This is a genomic window from Methanobacterium formicicum DSM 3637 (genome assembly GCF_000302455.1).
Lineage (GTDB): Archaea > Methanobacteriota > Methanobacteria > Methanobacteriales > Methanobacteriaceae > Methanobacterium > Methanobacterium formicicum_A.
Genome location: NZ_AMPO01000011.1, coordinates 53263 through 72121 on the forward strand (window position 1 = coordinate 53263; position 18859 = coordinate 72121).

Genomic DNA, 18859 nt, shown 5'->3' on the forward strand with positions numbered 1-18859 from the left:
TGAAGCTGATTACATGATGGAAATTTCGATGCAGAATGTCTATTCAATAACAAATAGTTCTTTGTAAACGCTCCAATTGTATGACTGTTTAATTGACTTATGAGATCAATATGAATCAGTCCTTTGATCATTGCTGCTTTTTTAGGTACTCTTATCCGCTTAATCTTGATCCATCAACTCCTATTGATAATATGCCCAATTTTTCTTAAAGATAGGAAAATCTAACGAATCTGAGTTGTAACCAACAACTATGCATATTTCGGTTTATAATCAAATTTAAAGAATCTTAATGATAAAGGGGTATGTTTCAAATTCTTTCCCTATATTCCGCCTCTTTAAAACTAATTTTATACTGTGTCCCCTGTTCAATATCCAGTTCCAGTTCACCATCAAGCTGATTGGTTAAAGTCTGTATCAGTTGCATGCCCAGTGATTTATTTTCCAGGTAATCATTTTCTGTTAATCCTATCCCATTATCACTGATTGTCAGATGGAGAGTATCATCCATAAATTCAAGGCATATCCTGATTTCTCCTTCTCCATCTGGAAATGCATACTTTAGACTGTTGGTTATAACTTCACACAGTATCAATCCGCAGGGCAGGACTGTTTCTAGGTTCAGTTTTATATCACTTATTTCTGTTACCAGGGTTATCTGGTCTTTTCTAATACCATATGAGTAAAATAAATTGCTAACCAGTTTCAGAATATAATCCCGTATACTTATCTGGGTTAAATCCCCTGACTGGTAAAGCTGTTCATGAACCATGGCCATTGATTGGATCCTGGTCTGACTTTCATGAAAAGCTTCAATGGCTTTGGGGTCTTGGATAAAGGATGATTGAAGGTTCAGGAGGCTGCTTATAATTTGCATGTTGTTTTTTACCCGGTGATGGATTTCACGCAGCAGTATTTCCTTTTCCATTAAAGAATTTTTAAGTTCCTTTTCAGCCATTTTCAGGGTGGTTAAATTATGGCCTGTGCCCTGGTATCCTATTATTTTTTCATCAATTTTTATGGGGGTTAGGTATATTTCAAACCACTGTGTGTTCCCATTTTTATCAATTAATTTAGGGGTTACTGGTCCTGAGTGGTTTAGGTTAATGATCTTCCTTACACTTTTTTTAAGGTTTTCCGGGTTATCTTCTGGGCGAATTTTTCCTATGCCATTTATCCAGACCTCTTTGTATTGATCAAAGTGAGGTCCTACAGTTTTTATTGCAGCCTCATTGAGTTCTACAAGTTCCATATCATGGTTTAATAAAATTCTATAATCTGGATTCGAGTTAAAAAGAGTCTTGTATTTTTCTTCACTTTCTTTCAGGAGCTGTTCTGTTTCTTCGTATTTGGTGATATCGTGTATCAACGTAAGAATTAATGGTTGCCCCTGGGAATACACCAGGGAACTTTGAGCACTAATGTATATTCTCTTCCATTTTTAAGTGTTAAAGTACCATAATAAGTTGAGATTGGCATATTTAAGTTCAATTCGTCCCAAATCTTCTTTAAAGTTATTTTTGATCCGGTATTAAATTTAATGTTTGATATATTCTCATTTAGAAGTTCTTTTTTTGAGTATCCAGTGATTTCACAATATTTACGACTTGCATCTACAATTTTCCCATTGTAATCTGCAATTATAATAGCTTCTGGTGAATTTTCAATTTTAAACTCATATTTTGCAATGTTTACATCTAGATCGCTTTCATTCCAAACCTTTTCCATACGCTCACTATCTCTTTTAGTTATACAATGTTTTATTATGATAAAATAGGCTTATTTTGCATCGTGATCATTACAAAATGTGGTCACATAGATTTAAAACGTAGCATTGATTTTTGTGACTGTAATCACAAAATATGTAGTTAATCACTATAATTTTTTTAAATTTTTTGAGGGAAAGTATTATATATTGTTATAATAAATCATAAAAAATACATAAAGGGGGCATTGTGAGTGAGCACAACTAAAATTATTGTTGTTGAAGATGAAAGCATAGAAGCGTTGGATATCAAAAATACACTGGAATCATTCGGTTACCAGGTTCCCTACATTGCTTCAAGGGGAGATGAGGCAGTGGCCAGGGCTCAGGAAATCAAACCGGATCTGGTTTTAATGGATATTATTTTAAAAGGGGATCTTACTGGTATTGAAGCTGCTTCTGAGATTAAAAAATTGGACATTCCTTTTATTTATTTAACCGCCCACTCCAATGAAAAAACAGTGGAAAAGGCTAAACTTACCGAACCCTACGGCTATTTACTGAAACCTTTCAATTCCAATGACCTCAAGCACACCATCGAACTTGCACTCCACAAACATAGGATGGAAAATAAGTTAAAAGAAAGTGAAAACAGGTACCGTTTACTTGTAGAATCACAAAAAGACTTTATAGTTGAAACTGATGCTAAAGGCAGGTTTACATTTGTAAATCCAAGTTTTTGCGAACGCCTGGGTATCACTGAAGACGAGATACTGGGAAAAAGTTTACTAGGATTTGTGGATGAAAAATACCATGAAAGAACTGTAAAATCTTTCCGCTCTTCATTTTCCAAACCTCCTTTCACTGGTAACCATGAAGTTTGCATACAAACTAAGAATGGAAACTGCTGGGTTTCATGGTCTGGCCAACCAGTTCTGGATGATGAACAAAATCTGATTAAAATATTTGCAATAGGCCGAGATATTACTCAGCAGAAAAAATTGTAATTTTTCTGTTGAAAAAAAATACTTAAAAAAAATACTTTTGATATATAAATTAATCAATCCCTAATTTTCTCTTTTTATTATGGGTTGATTATATTCTTAAATCTTTATTAGGGGTTTAAAATCATTATTAGGGGATCATTGCGTTCTTAAATCTTTCAAATCCTATTCTTTCAATGAATCTTCCTAAACGTTTGGACTTTTCATTTTCCTGATAGTAATTAATGATTTTTCCTATAAATTCTACGGCTTCCTCGTCTGTTAAGTTTTTGGCTACAAGTTGTCCAATCATGGGTTTTATGCCTGCAGTTCCACCCACATACAGATTCCATCCTTTCCTGTAACCAATGAGTCCAATATCCTTTACTCGGGATTCTGCACAAGAATTTGGACATCCGGATACTCCAATTTTTATCTTATTGGGCATTTCCATTCCCTGGAACTTTTCATCAATTGCAATTCCCATCTTTATAGAATCCTGCTCTGCCCGTTTGCAGTGGGTGGTACCTGGACAGAATTTGGTGGACCTTACCCGTTTTCCAATAAATCCTCCGGGTTTCATGTCCAGATCTTCCCATATCCGGTCAATATCCTCAAATTTAATTCCAATAATGGCTATGCGCTGGTTGGAAGTTACCTTAAGAGTTTTAGCATTATATTTTTCGGCAATATTGGCTATTTTTATTAGTGTGGCCGGGTCTACCAGACCGCCGGGAATATAAGGAATTATTGCATAGGTTTCCAAGTCTTTCTGGATTACAGCACCCTTTTCTGGAATATTTTCTGACATTTTTACCCTCCGTACCCATCCATTTTTTTTAATGAAAGTTACACATGTACTGATTTATTTGTTAAATTATAACAAATTAATTATAAAATTCGAGCTTTTCTTATTTTAAGGTTATCTCCTTATTTCAGGTTATTTTCTTACTCTTTTTGGTGTAATTTGTAATTTAATATGTAAATTTAATTTCAATTGGACCAATCAGTGTCACAAAATAAATGAGCAAAATATTTTTTTAACAGTTTTAACCTAATAGAAATGTGCATTTGATTTACTGGATTAAAGATGTGCATTAATTGACTGGATTGCATTAATTTATTTGGAATAAAAATTCACCGAAAAATATGGAGGACAAACCCTTGATTCCAAAGTGTATGAGTACTCAGCACCCAGATAATGTAAACTCCCCTTTCTTTTCATCTTCCAATGAAATAGGTGGCGAAGATGAAATAGCAGAGGCATACTATGTTTTTTCCCATTTAGGCTGTGATGAGCAGATGTGGGATTGTGAGGGGAAGGAAGTTGACAACTACGTTGTTAAAAAATTGTTAACTAGATACGGGGAGTTCTTCAACCAGAAAAAGTTAGGAGAAGATTTACGCCTCACACTGAGGGTTCCCAACCCCACCGTGGAAAAAGCAGAAGCTAAAATACTCTTAGAAACCCTGGAAAGCATACCACGGTCATTTGATGTGGCTAAATTATTTTACGGAGAGGACATAGCACCAGTTTTTGAGATAATTTTACCCATGACTGGATCTGCCAGGTGCATTGACCGGATATACAGATATTATTCAGATTTTGTAATTGGAAAACAGAACAAATCATTTAAAGATGATGATATTACCATTGCAGAATGGATTGGTGAATTTAAACCCACAAAGATAAATGCCATCCCTCTTTTTGAAGACAGGGAGGGTATGTTAAATGCACATGAGATAACCCGCAAATACCTCAGTGACAAAGACATCCACCAGCAAAGAATTTTCCTGGCCAGATCCGACCCAGCCATGAACTACGGATTAATCGGTGCAGTTTTAATGAATAAATTAGCTCTGTACAACTTCAATCTCCTCTCTGAGGATACAGGGGTTGATATCTACCCAATCATTGGTGTGGGTTCTGCTCCTTTCCGGGGGAACCTGAAACCACAGAACATTGAAAATCTGACCACCGAATATCCCAGTGTGCACACCTTCACCATCCAGTCCTCCTTTAAATACGACCATCCCACCAGCGAAGTGATCAAGGGCATTGAAAAGTTAAAATCAATCAAAACTTCCAGGCCCCATGAAGTTGACCCTGAAAAATTCCTGGAAATTATAGATAAGTATGGTCAGGAATTTCAGAAGCAGATCCTGGAATTAGCCCCACCCATAAACAGCATAGCAAAGCACACTCCCAACCGCAGGAAGAGGAAATTACACATTGGTCTGTTTGGTTATTCCCGAAATATTGATGGAATTTCATTACCCCGGGCCATATCATTTACCTGTGCTCTATATTCATTGGGCTTACCTCCAGAAGTCTTGGCTTTAAATGCCCTGGATGGGGATGACTTCGCATTTCTGGATGAATACTATCTGAATTTCAGAAACGATCTGAAGGATGCTCTGCAGTATTTAAATCTTGATTCTCCGTTTTTACCCGAGCCTATAAAAGAAAGGTTAAAATCCATGGATTATGTAACTAACGAGGAACATAAAGAAATCACTGATCAGATCATCGACTTATTCCGGAAGGATAATGTTGATGCAGTACCAGAGCTCATCTTAAGAGCAGCTAACCTGCGTAAATTCGTTGGCTAAACAGGAGTATCACCGAATGAATAGGTGATATAAATAAGTTTTTTATTAGCTAGGTTTTTTTTGAGTATTAACAATATATTATGGTTTGACCGGTAATATACTGGTTACTCCATATATACGTGTTTAGTTATGATATTCAAATGGTCAACGTTTCCTGTTGTATTCATAAAACAACTACGTTTGTAACAATTATCATTTTTTTTTAAATTTTTTAAAATTCTTTTTACGTATTATTTAATATTCCACTGTAATTTCAACCAATGTAATTTCAAAATTAGAATCTAGTAATTTCCAAACTTAGTTATCTTTATAATTCCCGGATATTTCAATCATTAAGGAAGATTTTATATCCATCTTATAAGTCTATACTAAATAAATTATTAATTTCATCTAAAAATTAATATATTCCAATATATATAATAAGTTTAGATTTATGTTGGGTCTATAGCACCTTAAACTAATATCCTCAGGTGGGGGATTTGTCATGGCTGCAGAAGAAGAAAAAAAATTGGAAAAAAGTGTTGATGAATTGAATCAACAACGGATTGATCTTGAAAAAGAGATCAACAATTTAAATCTCACAAAAATCGAAAAATTAGAATCCATCAATGGTGAACTTGAGACTAAAATTGAATGGCTGGATAAAGAAAGAATAAGAGCCACCAAGGAACGTGACAACCTCCTGCGTAAGGTCCGCCACTCCAAGGAGAAAAACTGGAAAAACGCCCTGAAGATGGTTGCTATTCTGGGAGTTCTGGATCTGGTGGTTATACCATTAATCATCACTTTACTGAAGATACCCTTACAGTGGATATTTGTTTCCATGGGATTGGTAACCTTCTTCGGAGTAATGCTCATTGTGAATTACATGTCCGGAACATCACCCTTTAACACCGGTGAAATCAGAAAAGCCATTACTGTATCTTTCTTAACAGTGTACCTGGCAATTGTGCCCATGGCATATGGAATGGTGATATTCCCCGGAGGAAGCTCAGCATTACCCATAGTCAATAACCTCTCCTGGTTAATGGGAGCTATAATCATACTTTACTTTGCCACCCGACCACTGGAACAGTACATTAAAACAATATATGAAAAGAAATAAGTGGATTTAAACTATTTTTTTTATTACTTATCTATTTTTAAAATCACTTTAACCCTATCAGAATTCCCTATTTTTCTGATAAATTCCTAATTCACTCCACTTTGCCTCATTTTCATGGTTTACCTGCTGCATTACTTCCTGCAACAAAACCTGTTGAAAATGCCTGTTGAAGATTATATCCTCCACTGGGGGCGCATCCTGAAATTATTTCTCCTGCAAAGTACAATCCCTTAACCAGTTTTGATTCCATGGTTTGAGGATCAATATCCTTTTTAGATACACCTCCACAGGTAAGCATGGCTTTATTCATGGGAAGATGCCCGGTGATTGTTAATGGGAGGGCCTTTAATATATTCACTAATAACAATCGCTCTTTTTTGTTGATCTGGTTCAATTTTTTATAAGGATAAATTGATACAATCTCTAAAACCGGGTCTATGGTACTGTTAGGGAGATGGTTTTTCAGGTAATTTCTCAAAATCTTTTTACTGTGACTTTCAAAGTCTTTCATCAGCTGGTTGTTAAGGGCTTCCTGATTGATCCCAGGTTTAAAATCAATGTAAAGCTTCAGATCACCATGTTTATCCATGGTTTTAACGATCATGTTACTCATATCAAGAATAACCGGTCCTGAAATTCCAAAATGGGTTAGGAGTAGGTTTCCATCAGGTAGTGATATTTTTTTCCCACCATATCCTATAGTGAGCCCCACATCCTCCAGGGTAACTCCTTTAAGGTCGTGAACCCATTTTTCACGTACTCGTAAGGGAACAAAGCCAGGTTTCAGCTCAGTTATATGATGCCCCAGTAACCGGGCAACAGTGTAACCATCACCGGTGGAACCGGTAAATTCATAAGTTGTCCCTCCAGTAGCGATGATAACGTTATGCGCGGAAATTATCTCGTTTTCAGTTGAAGAGAGCTTGAAAATCTGGGAACTTTTATGAAGATGCTCTAAACGGTAATTATACTGGATTTGCACCTGGTTTTCGGATAGAACATTTTTTAAAATATCTACCACAGATTCAGCTCTTTCTGTAACTGGGAATATACGACCATTTTCTTCTTCTTTTAATTCCAGGTCATGACTTTTAAAAAAATCCATGAGGTCATGGTTGGAAAATTCACCGAAAACATTCCGGTAAAATGAACCTCGCCTACCAAATTTTTCCAGGAATTCATCCAGTGTGGCTGTATTGGTAAGGTTGCATCGACCATTACCAGTTAAAAGGAGTTTGCGGCCTATTTTATCATTTCTTTCAATTAAAATTACTTCCTGGCCGAGTTGTGCCCCTCGAATTGCAGCCATGCAACCTGCAGGTCCAGCTCCAACTACCGCTATGTCGTATATTTTCATATTTGAATTCCTCTGGAGTGAGTTTCTTTAATGATTTTGGAATTGATTATATTTAATGAATAATTTGACCTGTTCATTATTGATTAATGTTTAATGAAAAGGTAATGAATTTAAAAAGAAGGGAAATTAAAAAAAGGAAATTTTATTTAACTTTTTTTAATATTCAACATGACGAAAATTCATGTTTTTGTTCAACTTTTTTTTAAAAAGGTTGGTTGAACTTAAGGAGTCAACCTTCTCCTGTCCCTTGGGAAGAGCACTGTTTCACGGATGTTTTTCATTCCGGTGATGCACATGGTGAATCGTTCTGCTCCCAGTCCCCAGCCTGCGTGTGGTGGCATTCCGTACTCGAATGCTGCCAGATAACGCTGGAATGAGTCGGGGTTAAGTCCCTTGCTTTTTATCTGTTCAACCAGCAGGTCATGCTGGTGTACCCTGGTTGCTCCTGAGGATATTTCCAGGTCCCGGTACATCAGGTCAAAGGCATAGCTTTTTTCGGGTGCATCTTCATGGGGCATTACATAGAAGGGTTTGATTTCACTGGGCCAGTTGGTTATGAAGTAGTATCCGTCCATGGCTTCTCCCAGTGCCTTTTCAGCAGCACGGGAAAGGTCCTCACCATGACTTAATGATACTCCTCTGGAGTTAACGATATCAATGACTTCATCGTATTCTAAGCGGGGGAATGGTAGTTCAGGTACTTCCAGTTCCACTCCCAGGTCTTCCAGTTCTGCCTGGCAGTTTTCCTTTACCTCTTTAATGGCATTGTGCACCAGTTTCTCCAGTAGGTTCATGGCATCTTCCTGGTCAGCAAAGGCCATCTCAGCATCGATGGATATTACTTCGTTGAGGTGACGCATGGTATCGTGTTCCTCAGCACGGAAAATAGGGGCAATTTCAAAAACCTTGTCCAGTCCAGTGGCCATCATCATCTGCTTGTAAAGCTGGGGGCTCTGGCCCAGGAAGGCTTCTCTTTCAAAGTAGGTGATTGGGAAGAGTTCTGTTCCACCTTCAGTGGCTGATCCCACCAGTTTTGGGGTGTTAACTTCCATGAAACCTTTTTCTTCCAGATAAATGCGGACTGAGTGCAGCATTGCACTTTTTATCTTGAATATGGCGCTGATGCTGTGTTTTCTAAGATCCAGGTATCTGGAGTCCAGTCTGGTGTCAATTTCAGCTCGCACCTTTTCGGTTGGATCCAGTGGTAATGGCTGTTTGGATTCGTTTAAAACCTTTACTTCGGTGGGTATGATCTCCACTCCACCAGGGGCTTTAGGTGATCCCTGTACAGTTCCTTTAACTGCAATTACAGATTCTTTTTTGAATTTCCTGATTTGTTCAAGTAACTCTGGAGTGATCTTTTTACTGGGAGCGGTGATCTGGGTGATACCGTTCCGGTCACGTAAGAGTACGAATATGATACCACCGAGGTCACGGATTTCATGAACCCAGCCCATGAGTGTCACTGATTCAGTGTCCATATCTTCGTCTAATTCCTGTGAATAATGTGTTCTTTTCCAGTCTCCTAATGAATCTGTCAATTTAATTCACCTCTATTTATTATAATTATGTGGGGATTATTTATTTTAGAAGGATTATTTCCATTTTAGAAGGATAATTCCGATTTTGCGAGGATTTCCTTTTTAGGCAATTTTCTTATTATTCATCTTTGGGATTTATATCCTTCTTTAGAGTTAATCCAATTTTATTAACCATACAAATTGATAAAGATGCAGATTTATTATATGAATCTCTAAAAAAAGCTTTAAGCTTAAATTTAGATTTATATCTTTAAAATATGTATAATATAATATTATTTATTCAATTGATTAATTATTTATTCAAACTAATTATTTACTCCTCTAATATCATTGGGGTATTATATTATATATTAATTTAGCACTTATGATCTGCCAATAATTCCGAGATCCAGATTGATATTATCTATCCTAATTATAAATCAACTGGATTAAAATCTAATCACCACTTCTTGATAAAAAGACCTGCACTTATTCATCATCAAGACGCTTTTTAAATGACTCAGCGTGAGCGTATAAACCTTCATATTCTGCTAAGGGTATCACCACATCCTTAAGATTCTCCAAACCTTCTCTGGATAACCTTTGTACTGTTGGTTTTTTCAGGAATGACTCGGTGGAGAGTCCGGAGTACATCCTGGCACAGAATGATGTGGGTAACACATGGTTGGTACCAGACCCATAATCACCAGCTGCAACTGGGGTTAAGTTTCCAAGGAATATGCTTCCTGCATTCTTAATATACTTAACCACTTCCTCAGGGTCACGGGTCATGATCATCAGGTGTTCTGGTGCATATGCATTGGAGAAATTAACTGCCTCATCAAGGGAACCGGCCAGAATGATTTTCCCATTTTCTTGGAGTGATTCTGTGATGATCTGGTCCCGTTTCATCTGGGGAAGTTTTTCCTTGATTTTGGTTTCAACTGACCGGGCAAGCTCCGGGGATGTGGTTACCAGTACCGATGCTGCCTGGGGGTCGTGCTCGGCCTGTGCCAGAAGATCCAGTGTTATATAATCAGGGTTACCAGTTTCATCTGCTATTATCAGCACCTCTGAGGGTCCTGCAGGGAAGTCAATATCCACCTGGCCGTAGACCATCTTTTTAGCCGCAGTAACAAATACGTTACCGGGCCCCACAATTTTATCCACTGCGGGTATTGTTTGGGTTCCATAGGCCAGGGCTGCAATGGCCTGGGCCCCTCCCACCCTGTAAACTTTATCTGCACCAGCCAGGTATGCAGCTGCCAGTACAATATCCTCCACCTTTCCATCTGGACCCGGTGGAGTGCAGCAGATGATCTCATCTACTCCTGCAACTTTGGCTGGAATTACGGTCATAAGAATGCTTGAAGGATAAACAGCCCTCCCTCCGGGTATGTAACATCCCACCCGCTCCAGGGGGCGGACAATTTGACCAGCTGTTATACCTTCATCCACTTCCATGGACCAGTCCTGGGGTAACTGGGCCTGGTGGAATTTACGAATGTTGGATGCGGCCTGTTTAAGGCTGCCAACCAGGTCATCTTCAATCTTACTGAGACTCTCTTTCAACTCTTCTTCTTTGATGAGAAAATCCTTTAGATCAACCCCATCAAACTTTTCAGTATACTGGCGGAGTGATTCATCGCCATTGTTCTTAACATCGCTAAGGATATTATTCACAATATTCATAACAGAATCAGAGTCTATCTGTGACCTTCCCAGGAGTTGGCCTATGTTTTCATCGTTAATTTTTACGGTTTTCATTTTTTAACCAGGTACGATTTTATTAATTAATTATAAACGTGTAATAGGAGTTGTTGTGATTGAATAGTAATGTTTAATAGATCAGTCAAAACCTTTATTTGTAATCATAGGTAAACTATAATTTACCCACTATGCCCAGCACTTTATTAATATATACCTTATGCTTATGGTTTTTTCTGGGTATAGCTTTTGGTAAAAAGTTATATATGCATATTGATCGAATCTTAATAACTCAAATTGTAGGTGTCTGGTAAATATGTACAAAGATGAGCTTATACAGTTGCATCAATTTTTGGTATACGTTTTGAAGCATCTGGACCATGAGTATGAGGTGAAGGATGAGTGTAAGGATTATTTATGCCTTAACATTAGCCCCCATCACATACACCGCACCAAAGCAGAACATAAATATGCTATTTTTGTATTGTCCAATTCTATTTCTGAGATCATTGCCGCCAATAACGGAGGAACTTCTTCAAACATTTCCAATGGCCTCTCAGAACTGGTTAAAAGGTCGCGGAAAGAACTCATGAAATTCCAGAATGAGGATACATTAGCTGCCCAAAAAATAAAGATGCAATAAATACGAACCCCCACTGGCTGGTGATAATAGATGAGTGCTTTATTGAAGATGGTATGCTTGATCGATGGCGAGCACTACCTCCCGGTTACAAGATCAGCATTAAACACCCTTGATAACCTTGAACACATTGAAGTTGTGGCTGCGGTATTTATTGGCGGCACAGAAAAACTGAGAGATGCCACTCCCGAATCAATCGGAGAAAAACTGGGAGTTAAAGTTTATTTCGGATCTGATCATCATAAAATCCCTTACGATCTTATTGTTAAGGTTTCAAAAGAACACCAGGCAGATGTTGTCATGGATCTTTCTGATGAACCTGTTGTTGATTATTCTAAACGTTTTAAAATCGCATCGCTGGTGCTGGAAGAGGGAATCCTCTATGAAGGCCCCGACTTTTCTTTTCAACCCCTGGATGAATACGATGTTCTCACCAAACCCTCAGTCAAGATACTGGGAACTGGTAAACGCATAGGTAAAACTGCAGTATCTGCCTATGCTGCCCGATTAATACACAAAGAACAATACAATCCATGTGTGGTAGCAATGGGCCGTGGTGGTCCAGAGGAACCGGAAATTGTTCGGGGTGATGAGATCAAAATCACACCCCAGTACCTTATGGAACAGTCTGATAAAGGAATTCACGCTGCCAGTGACCACTGGGAAGATGCCTTGATGAGCCGCATACTCACCATTGGATGTCGCCGCTGTGGTGGTGGAATGGTGGGCCAGGTGTTCATAACCAACATGAAAAAGGGTGCCCAGATGGCCAATGAGGTTGATTCAGAATTTGTGATAATGGAAGGTAGTGGAGCAGCCATACCACCCATTAAAACCGACCGACACATTGTACTGGTGGGAGCTAACCAGCCAATGATCAACATCCAACGATTCTTCGGACCTTTCAGAATTAAAATGGCAGACCTGGTGGTTATCACCATGTGTGAAGAACCAATGGCCAGTCCGCAGAAAGTGGAACGCATTGAAAAGGTTATAAAAGATATCAACCCTGATGCCATGGTAATACCTACAGTGTTTCGTCCCAAACCATTGGATTCAGTGGAGGGTAAACGAGTTTTATTTGCCACCACAGCCCCGGATTCTGTTAAAGATGTGTTAATAAAACATCTGGAAGATGAATACGGCTGTACTGTTGTTGGAACCACACCCTACCTTTCCAACAGACCATTACTCCAGAAAGATATTGAAAAATATATCGATGAAGTGGATGTTATGCTAACCGAGCTTAAAGCTGCTGCAGTAGATGTGGCCACAAAAGATGCTCTAAAAGCCGGTTTGGAAGTGGTTTACTGTGACAATATACCACTGGTTATAAGGGAAGAAGATGACCTTGATCCAGCCATACTTACCGTGGTGGATAAGGCCATTGAGGACCACCAGAATAAATAAAATAACCTATTCCTGTGATTGAAAACAGTAAAATTATGCTTTTTTTAATCATCATTCTTTTTTATTTTTCAGGATTAGTCTGAAAATATGCAATATTTCAGGATTATCTGAATATGCAATAACGGTACATCTTGATTTTAAATGAGATTTAAGAGTGAAAGATTGTAATAAGAGAGTATCACTTGTATCTATATTTTTAAGTGTATATTTAAGTTTATTTTAAGTTAAAACTACTTTAATTAGATTATTTAAGTAAAGGATTTTAAGTTAAAAATTTTTTTAGTGAATATTTTAGTGAATATTAGTGAATATTTTAAGTCATAGTTTTAGGTGAATATTTTAAGTCATAATGTACTAAATATTTTAAATAATTAGAATGGTGATGCTGTGGAATCTCAAGATTATGATAAATTAAGTTTTGATAAACTCAAAAAACAGCTTTCTTTCAACTTCGCTGAGAATAAGGCTATAAATGACCTCCAGATTAAACCGGATGCATTCATACCAGTGTTATTCTCCCTCAAATTCGGCGGGGACTGGAGTTTCAAAACCCGGGATCTGGAAGCCATGGCAGTAAAGGAGAAAATAACCCGTTACAATGAAGATGAAGGGGAAGGTTATACCTTAGAACGGGTTACTCTCTTTGTGAATCCCATTTTAATCTCCACAGAGGGTAAAGTGCTGCGTCTGGAAAAGTGTGGTAGTAAAAATGAACGTGAACTGGTTGAAAGACCATTCCGGGTTAAACTAGATGCAGAAGATATTATCAAGGCAGAACTTAACCCTAAAATCATGGAGATAAGTCTTGAAAGGATTAAAGGACCCCTGAACTTTGAGGGATCTGCAGCTTATGGAGTTTCCCATGAAATAGAGCACCTGGCAGGATGTGAACATACTGGAAAATTCATATGGGAGTTCCAATACAAGGTTGAAAATTAGGGTAAAGTTAATTCATTTGATAATGAGGAAAGGGTTTTAGGAAAGGGTTTTAATAATAAAATAAGAAGATGAAAATTCAGATTTTATGAAAAATAAAATAAAAATAACCTAATAAAATCTAATAAAAATACTTGCATTTAGCCTGGATAGAAGTTTTTACCGAAGCTTTCCTTTTTTTCTATTTTTCCATCTTCAGTGTGGATAAATACTTCAACATTGTATCTTTGACCTTCCTTCTCGGCAAATTCGATTGCTTCTTCTTTGGTGTCAAAGTGTCCAGAAGCCTTTACAGCCCCGTCTCTTTTAACATCCCAACCTCCTTTTTTACCGGTTATAACATGAATATTTGCAGCCATTTTTTTCACCTCTTAAATATTACCTTAATACGTTAATGGAATCTTACTTTACCTTAGATATGTATTATAACCTTTAAATAGATTGTTAAAAACTTGTAATATCCAACAATGAACTATGTTTATGAAGTTGATTCCACATTTTTAATGTTAACCCTTGATTTTCGGTTTTTCCGATTCTGGCGGTAACTGATCAGCCGGGATGAATTGGCCACCACCAGTACTGATCCCATATTATGAATCAAAGCACCCGCTACTGGTCCAATAATACCAAAACCAGCCAGCAATATGGCCATGAAGTTTATCATGATGGGAACCACAATATTTACATTGATGGTGCCCCTGACTTTTCTGGAAAGATCAATGAGTTCCGGGACTTTAGATAGATCATCGGACATCAGTGCCACATCCGCGCTTTCAATGGCCACATCTGATCCCAGTGCACCCATAGCCACACCCACACTGGACCTGGCCAGGGCAGGAGCATCATTTATACCATCCCCAATCATACACACCCTTTCACCATTTGCTATCCGCTCTTCAATTACTTGGACCTTGTCACCAGGAAGCTGCTGGGAATATACATTATCGGCACCAATTTCCCTGGCAATGGAAGCAGCAGTTACCTCGTTGTCACCGGTTAAGAGCAAGACCTCATTTATACCCATTCCTTTAAGTTCTTGCACAGTTTCTTTGGATTTTTCTTTTATAGTATCGGCCACAGTTATAATCCCTGAAATTGAGTCTCCTATGGCAACCATCAAAACTGTTTTTCCCTGATCTTCATGGGCAGTGATAATCTCTTCCTGTTGTTGTTTTACTCCAATTTTATTGTCATCTATTAGTTTTTGATTACCAACCAGAACCCTTTCATTACCAATCAGTGCCCTGACACCATGACCAATTTCAACTTTAAATTCATGGGGGTCACTGATCTTCAGTGATTCTTCTTTAGCCCTGTTAAGGACAGCCTGGCCAATGGGATGCTCTGAGAACTTCTCAGCAATGGCTGCTATTTGTAGAATTTTTCCAGGAGTGTACTTTTCTTCAAATGATATAACATCAATTACTTCTGGTTTACCATATGTTATGGTGCCGGTTTTATCAAATGCAATTGTTTTGACCCTTCCCACATTTTCTAGGGCTTCCCCACTTTTTATAAGAATTCCCTTGCGTGATGCATTACCAATTCCGGCCATGATTGCGGTGGGGGTGGCCAGTACCAGGGCACAGGGACAGAACACAACCAGAATGGTAACCAGACGTATGATATCCTGGGTTATGATGTATGTTATCAGGGAGGCTGCTACAGCAATGGGAACAATGATGGTGGCAACCCGGTCAGTTAACCTAACTACGGGTGCTTTCCTACTTTCGGATTCTTTAACCAGTCTTATAAGTTCAGCCAGGGATGTGTCTTCACCAACCCTGGTAGCTTTTACTTCAATTGCCCCTAACTGGTTTAAAGTACCTATGAAGACTTCATCACCTACTTTTTTATTAACAGGCATGGATTCTCCGGTTAAAATTGATTGATCTATGGAGGTGCGTCCACTGGTAACAACTCCATCAACAGGAATGGATTCTCCAGGCTTTACCAGAAGAATATCACAGATTTCCAGTTCACTCACCCTTACTTCCTTTTCCCCCTGGGATGTCTTTATCCGGGCCACCTGGGGTGTTAACTGGATGAGTTTTTTAACACTTTCATGAGCTTTCCTAACGGTTCGATCCTCTAAGATCTCACCGATCATCATGATAACTGCAATTTCTCCAGCTGCAAAATATTCACCTATTGCAACAGATGCAATAAGGGCAATACTAACCAGAACATTTGCTTTTAAATCAAAACTAGTGATCAAACCCTTTCCTGCTTCAATGAGTATGGGTGTTCCACTGATCACCACACTTACCAGTGCCACATCAAAGGGCAATATATCTTTAGGGATCCCTGACCAGCTGATTAACAGGAATACTCCTGAAATAATAGTTAAAATTATGGAGCGATACTCATTATCTTCTTTAAATTTCTGTAAGCTTATATTCTCTTTAATTTTTAGGCTAATATTCTCTTTAATCAGTCCAATATTCTCTCCAATATTTATATCACTCATTACAGCACCTTTTACACCTAGTATTACCGCATTATATTTCGATTATTTTTTATAACTCCCAGTTTCCTGATTAAACTTCATTCACCCGCCAACCGATGATAATGATTTTATTCTAGATTTTTTTTAACATTCCAATGGATTTTTTTTAAATGGATTTGTAAATTATAAAAAGAGAAGAAATGATTTAGTATGGGTCTAAGTATTACCATAATTCTCCTTAAATCCATCTACATTATAACAATAATTTCTAGCCTATTTAAAGGTTATATAAACCTTTTTTGATTAATAATAAAGTTTATTTGACCTTTGGGATCAATTCAATTTGTTAAAACTTTTAAAATGGTGATTAGAGTAATCAAGGGTTTTTTAAAAGGATTTTTAAAGATTAGTAATGGAAATAATATTATAAATTAGTAATACTCTGTAATTATTCTATGTGGCTGGGTTTGATGAAATTGGCTTGATTAAAAATAGGAAACAGGAATTTACATAGGGGATTAATAATTGTCAATGTAGATGTTTAAAAAACTTTTAAATAAAAAATCAATCATTGTGATTCATTTATCTTAATGACACCGCTTTATCTGCTCTGGGTATCTGTTTTTTTTAAATATATTGCAGATTTTGAACTCAAACATTTTACACAAACATATTTATATAACCTCTAACCCACTGATAAAATACCAATTGAAAAGAAAGGAGATGATAATGTGGCACAATTAGGACAAGGTCAAGGACAACCTATTATTATAATGCCTGAGGGCTCTTCTAGAGTTTTAGGCCGAGATGCTCAAAGAATGAACATAATGGCTGGAAAAGTTTTAGCTGAAACCGTTAGAACCACTCTAGGTCCCAAAGGAATGGACAAGATGTTGGTGGATGGTATGGGAGACATCGTAGTAACCAACGATGGAGTAACCATCCTCAAAGAAATGGACATTGAACACCCCGCTGCTAAAATGCTGGTGGAAGTAGCTAAAACCCAGGAAGATGAAGTGGGAGATGGAACCACCACTGCAGTCATCATTGCTGGGGAATTACTCAAAAAAGCAGAAGATCTTCTGGACCAGGAAATACACCCCACCACACTGGTAATGGGATACCGTAAAGCAGCAGCAAAAGCACAGGAAATGTTAAACCAGATAGCTATTGATGCCAGTGACCGTGAAACCCTCCAAATGGTAGCTATGACTGCCATGACTGGTAAAGGAACCGAAAAAGCAAGGGAGCCACTGGCAGAACTGATAGTTGATGCAGTGCTCCAGGTGGAAGAAGATGGTGAAGTTGACGCTGACCAGATTAACATACACAGGATACAGGGCGCAACAGTCCATGACTCACAGATCGTCAACGGAGTGGTTATTGACAAAAGCAGAGCAATCAATTCCATGCCTAAGGACTTAACTGATGCCAGCATTGCTCTTTTAAAATACCCAATAGAAGTTAAAGACCTGGAAACTGATGCCAAGATCAAACTCACCGACCCAGCCCAGATGCAGGCATTCATAGAACAGGAAGAACAGATGGTAAAGGACATGGTGGACAAAGTTGTTGCCAGCGGAGCCGATGTCATCTTCTGTCAGAAAGGAATCGACGACCTGGCCCAGCATTTACTGGCCAAAGCTGGAATCCTGGCAGTTAAAAGAGTACGTAAATCCGACATGGAACGCATTGGAAAAGCAACCGGAGCTCAGGTTGTAACCAACATCGAAGAACTTTCTGCCGATGACCTGGGACACGCAGGACACGTTTACGAGAAAAAAATATTCGACGAAGTTCTCATATTCGTGGAAGAGTGCGAAGAACCCAAAGCAGTTTCCATCATCCTCAGGGGCAGTACCCGACATGTAGCCGAAGAAGTGGAAAGAGCAGTAGAAGATGCCATAGGTGTAGTTTCTGCCACAGTGGAAGACGGTCAGGTAGTAGCTGGTGGAGGAGCACCAGAAATAGCCATAGCCCGAGGTCTCAAAGATTACGCTGACACCATCAGTGGAAGAGAACAGCTGGCAATAGCAGCCTTTGCTGAAGCCCTAGAAGTAGTGCCTAAAACCCTGGCAGAAAATGCAGGACTCGACCAGATCGATGCACTGGTGGACCTGCGAGCAGCCCACGAAGAAAACTTCTACATGGGACTGGACGTATTCAAAGGTGAAGTCACCAACATGAAAGACGCTCAGGTTATTGAACCTAAACGGGTTAAAAAACAGGCCATACAGTCTGCTGCAGAAGCCGCAGAAATGATCCTGCGTATTGACGACATGATCGCCTCTACCGGAAGCAGCGAACCTGACATGGGTGGAATGGAAGGTATGGGTGGAATGCCTGGTGGAATGCCACCAATGATGTAAGTCCCCAGGACTTACCCTTTTTTCATTTTTAAAAAACTAAATATCCTATTTAATACTAAATATCTAAT

General features: G+C 38.4%; 15 protein-coding genes. 7 read left to right on the forward strand and 8 right to left on the reverse strand.

Features of this window, described 5'->3' with window-relative positions; all coding sequences use genetic code 11:
* Positions 1-307 precede the first annotated feature (307 nt).
* Together A994_RS11125 and A994_RS11130 are read right to left on the reverse strand one after the other, a co-directional pair.
* Positions 308-1366, reverse strand: coding sequence for a PAS domain-containing sensor histidine kinase (locus tag A994_RS11125; RefSeq protein WP_004031702.1), 1059 nt, complete (start codon positions 1364-1366; stop codon positions 308-310).
* 8 nt (positions 1367-1374) lie between these two features.
* On the reverse strand, positions 1375-1725 hold the full coding sequence (locus A994_RS11130) for a PAS domain S-box protein (protein WP_004031703.1): 351 nt from the start codon (positions 1723-1725) through the stop codon (positions 1375-1377).
* A gap of 231 nt (positions 1726-1956) precedes the next feature.
* On the opposite strand from A994_RS11130, the gene A994_RS11135 reads away from it, so the two are divergent.
* The gene (locus A994_RS11135; protein ID WP_004031704.1) at positions 1957-2709 is read left to right on the forward strand and encodes a PAS domain S-box protein; all 753 of its coding nucleotides are present in this window, start codon (positions 1957-1959) and stop codon (positions 2707-2709) included.
* Between the two features lie 127 nt (positions 2710-2836).
* On the opposite strand, the gene A994_RS11140 is transcribed toward A994_RS11135, so the two are convergent.
* The gene (locus A994_RS11140) at positions 2837-3496 is read right to left on the reverse strand and encodes a nitrite/sulfite reductase domain-containing protein (protein WP_004031705.1); all 660 of its coding nucleotides are present in this window, start codon (positions 3494-3496) and stop codon (positions 2837-2839) included.
* Positions 3497-3849: 353 nt separating this feature from the next.
* On the opposite strand from A994_RS11140, the gene ppcA reads away from it, so the two are divergent.
* Together ppcA and A994_RS11150 are read left to right on the forward strand one after the other, a co-directional pair.
* Complete coding sequence (gene ppcA, locus A994_RS11145) at positions 3850-5298, forward strand: phosphoenolpyruvate carboxylase (protein ID WP_237739739.1); 1449 nt, start codon at positions 3850-3852, stop codon at positions 5296-5298.
* A gap of 484 nt (positions 5299-5782) precedes the next feature.
* Positions 5783-6403, forward strand: a complete 621-nt coding sequence (locus A994_RS11150) for a hypothetical protein (RefSeq protein ID WP_004031707.1) — start codon at positions 5783-5785, stop codon at positions 6401-6403.
* Between the two features lie 112 nt (positions 6404-6515).
* On the opposite strand, the gene A994_RS11155 is transcribed toward A994_RS11150, so the two are convergent.
* From A994_RS11155 to hisD, 3 genes are all read right to left on the reverse strand, one after another.
* On the reverse strand, positions 6516-7760 hold the full coding sequence (locus A994_RS11155; protein WP_004031708.1) for a BaiN/RdsA family NAD(P)/FAD-dependent oxidoreductase: 1245 nt from the start codon (positions 7758-7760) through the stop codon (positions 6516-6518).
* 221 nt (positions 7761-7981) lie between these two features.
* Positions 7982-9301: an aspartate--tRNA(Asn) ligase gene (gene aspS, locus A994_RS11160; RefSeq protein WP_004031709.1), complete on the reverse strand. Its 1320-nt coding sequence runs from the start codon at positions 9299-9301 to the stop codon at positions 7982-7984.
* Positions 9302-9769: 468 nt separating this feature from the next.
* Entirely contained in the window at positions 9770-11047 is a 1278-nt protein-coding gene (gene hisD, locus A994_RS11165) for a histidinol dehydrogenase (protein WP_004031710.1), read from the reverse strand.
* A 256-nt stretch (positions 11048-11303) separates the two neighbouring features.
* On the opposite strand from hisD, the gene A994_RS11170 reads away from it, so the two are divergent.
* The 3 genes from A994_RS11170 to A994_RS11180 all read left to right on the forward strand — a co-directional run bounded on the left by A994_RS11170 (position 11304) and on the right by A994_RS11180 (position 13976).
* Complete coding sequence (locus A994_RS11170) at positions 11304-11630, forward strand: UPF0058 family protein (protein WP_004031711.1); 327 nt, start codon at positions 11304-11306, stop codon at positions 11628-11630.
* A 30-nt stretch (positions 11631-11660) separates the two neighbouring features.
* The gene (locus tag A994_RS11175) at positions 11661-13037 is read left to right on the forward strand and encodes a cyclic 2,3-diphosphoglycerate synthase (RefSeq protein ID WP_004031712.1); all 1377 of its coding nucleotides are present in this window, start codon (positions 11661-11663) and stop codon (positions 13035-13037) included.
* A gap of 387 nt (positions 13038-13424) precedes the next feature.
* A complete protein-coding gene (locus A994_RS11180) occupies positions 13425-13976 on the forward strand; it encodes a putative ATP-dependent zinc protease (RefSeq protein WP_004031713.1) in 552 nt (183 codons plus the stop codon).
* A gap of 137 nt (positions 13977-14113) precedes the next feature.
* Here the strand turns inward: A994_RS11180 and A994_RS11185 are convergent, their stop codons facing one another.
* Together A994_RS11185 and A994_RS11190 are read right to left on the reverse strand one after the other, a co-directional pair.
* Positions 14114-14332 (reverse strand): DUF2188 domain-containing protein, encoded by a 219-nt coding sequence (locus tag A994_RS11185; protein WP_004031714.1) that lies wholly within the window; start codon positions 14330-14332, stop codon positions 14114-14116.
* Positions 14333-14451: 119 nt separating this feature from the next.
* Positions 14452-16443: a heavy metal translocating P-type ATPase gene (locus A994_RS11190; RefSeq protein ID WP_004031715.1), complete on the reverse strand. Its 1992-nt coding sequence runs from the start codon at positions 16441-16443 to the stop codon at positions 14452-14454.
* A gap of 752 nt (positions 16444-17195) precedes the next feature.
* Here A994_RS11190 and thsA point away from each other — a divergent pair.
* Positions 17196-18791, forward strand: a complete 1596-nt coding sequence (gene thsA, locus A994_RS11195; RefSeq protein ID WP_081580344.1) for a thermosome subunit alpha — start codon at positions 17196-17198, stop codon at positions 18789-18791.
* The last annotated feature ends 68 nt before the right edge of the window (positions 18792-18859 follow it).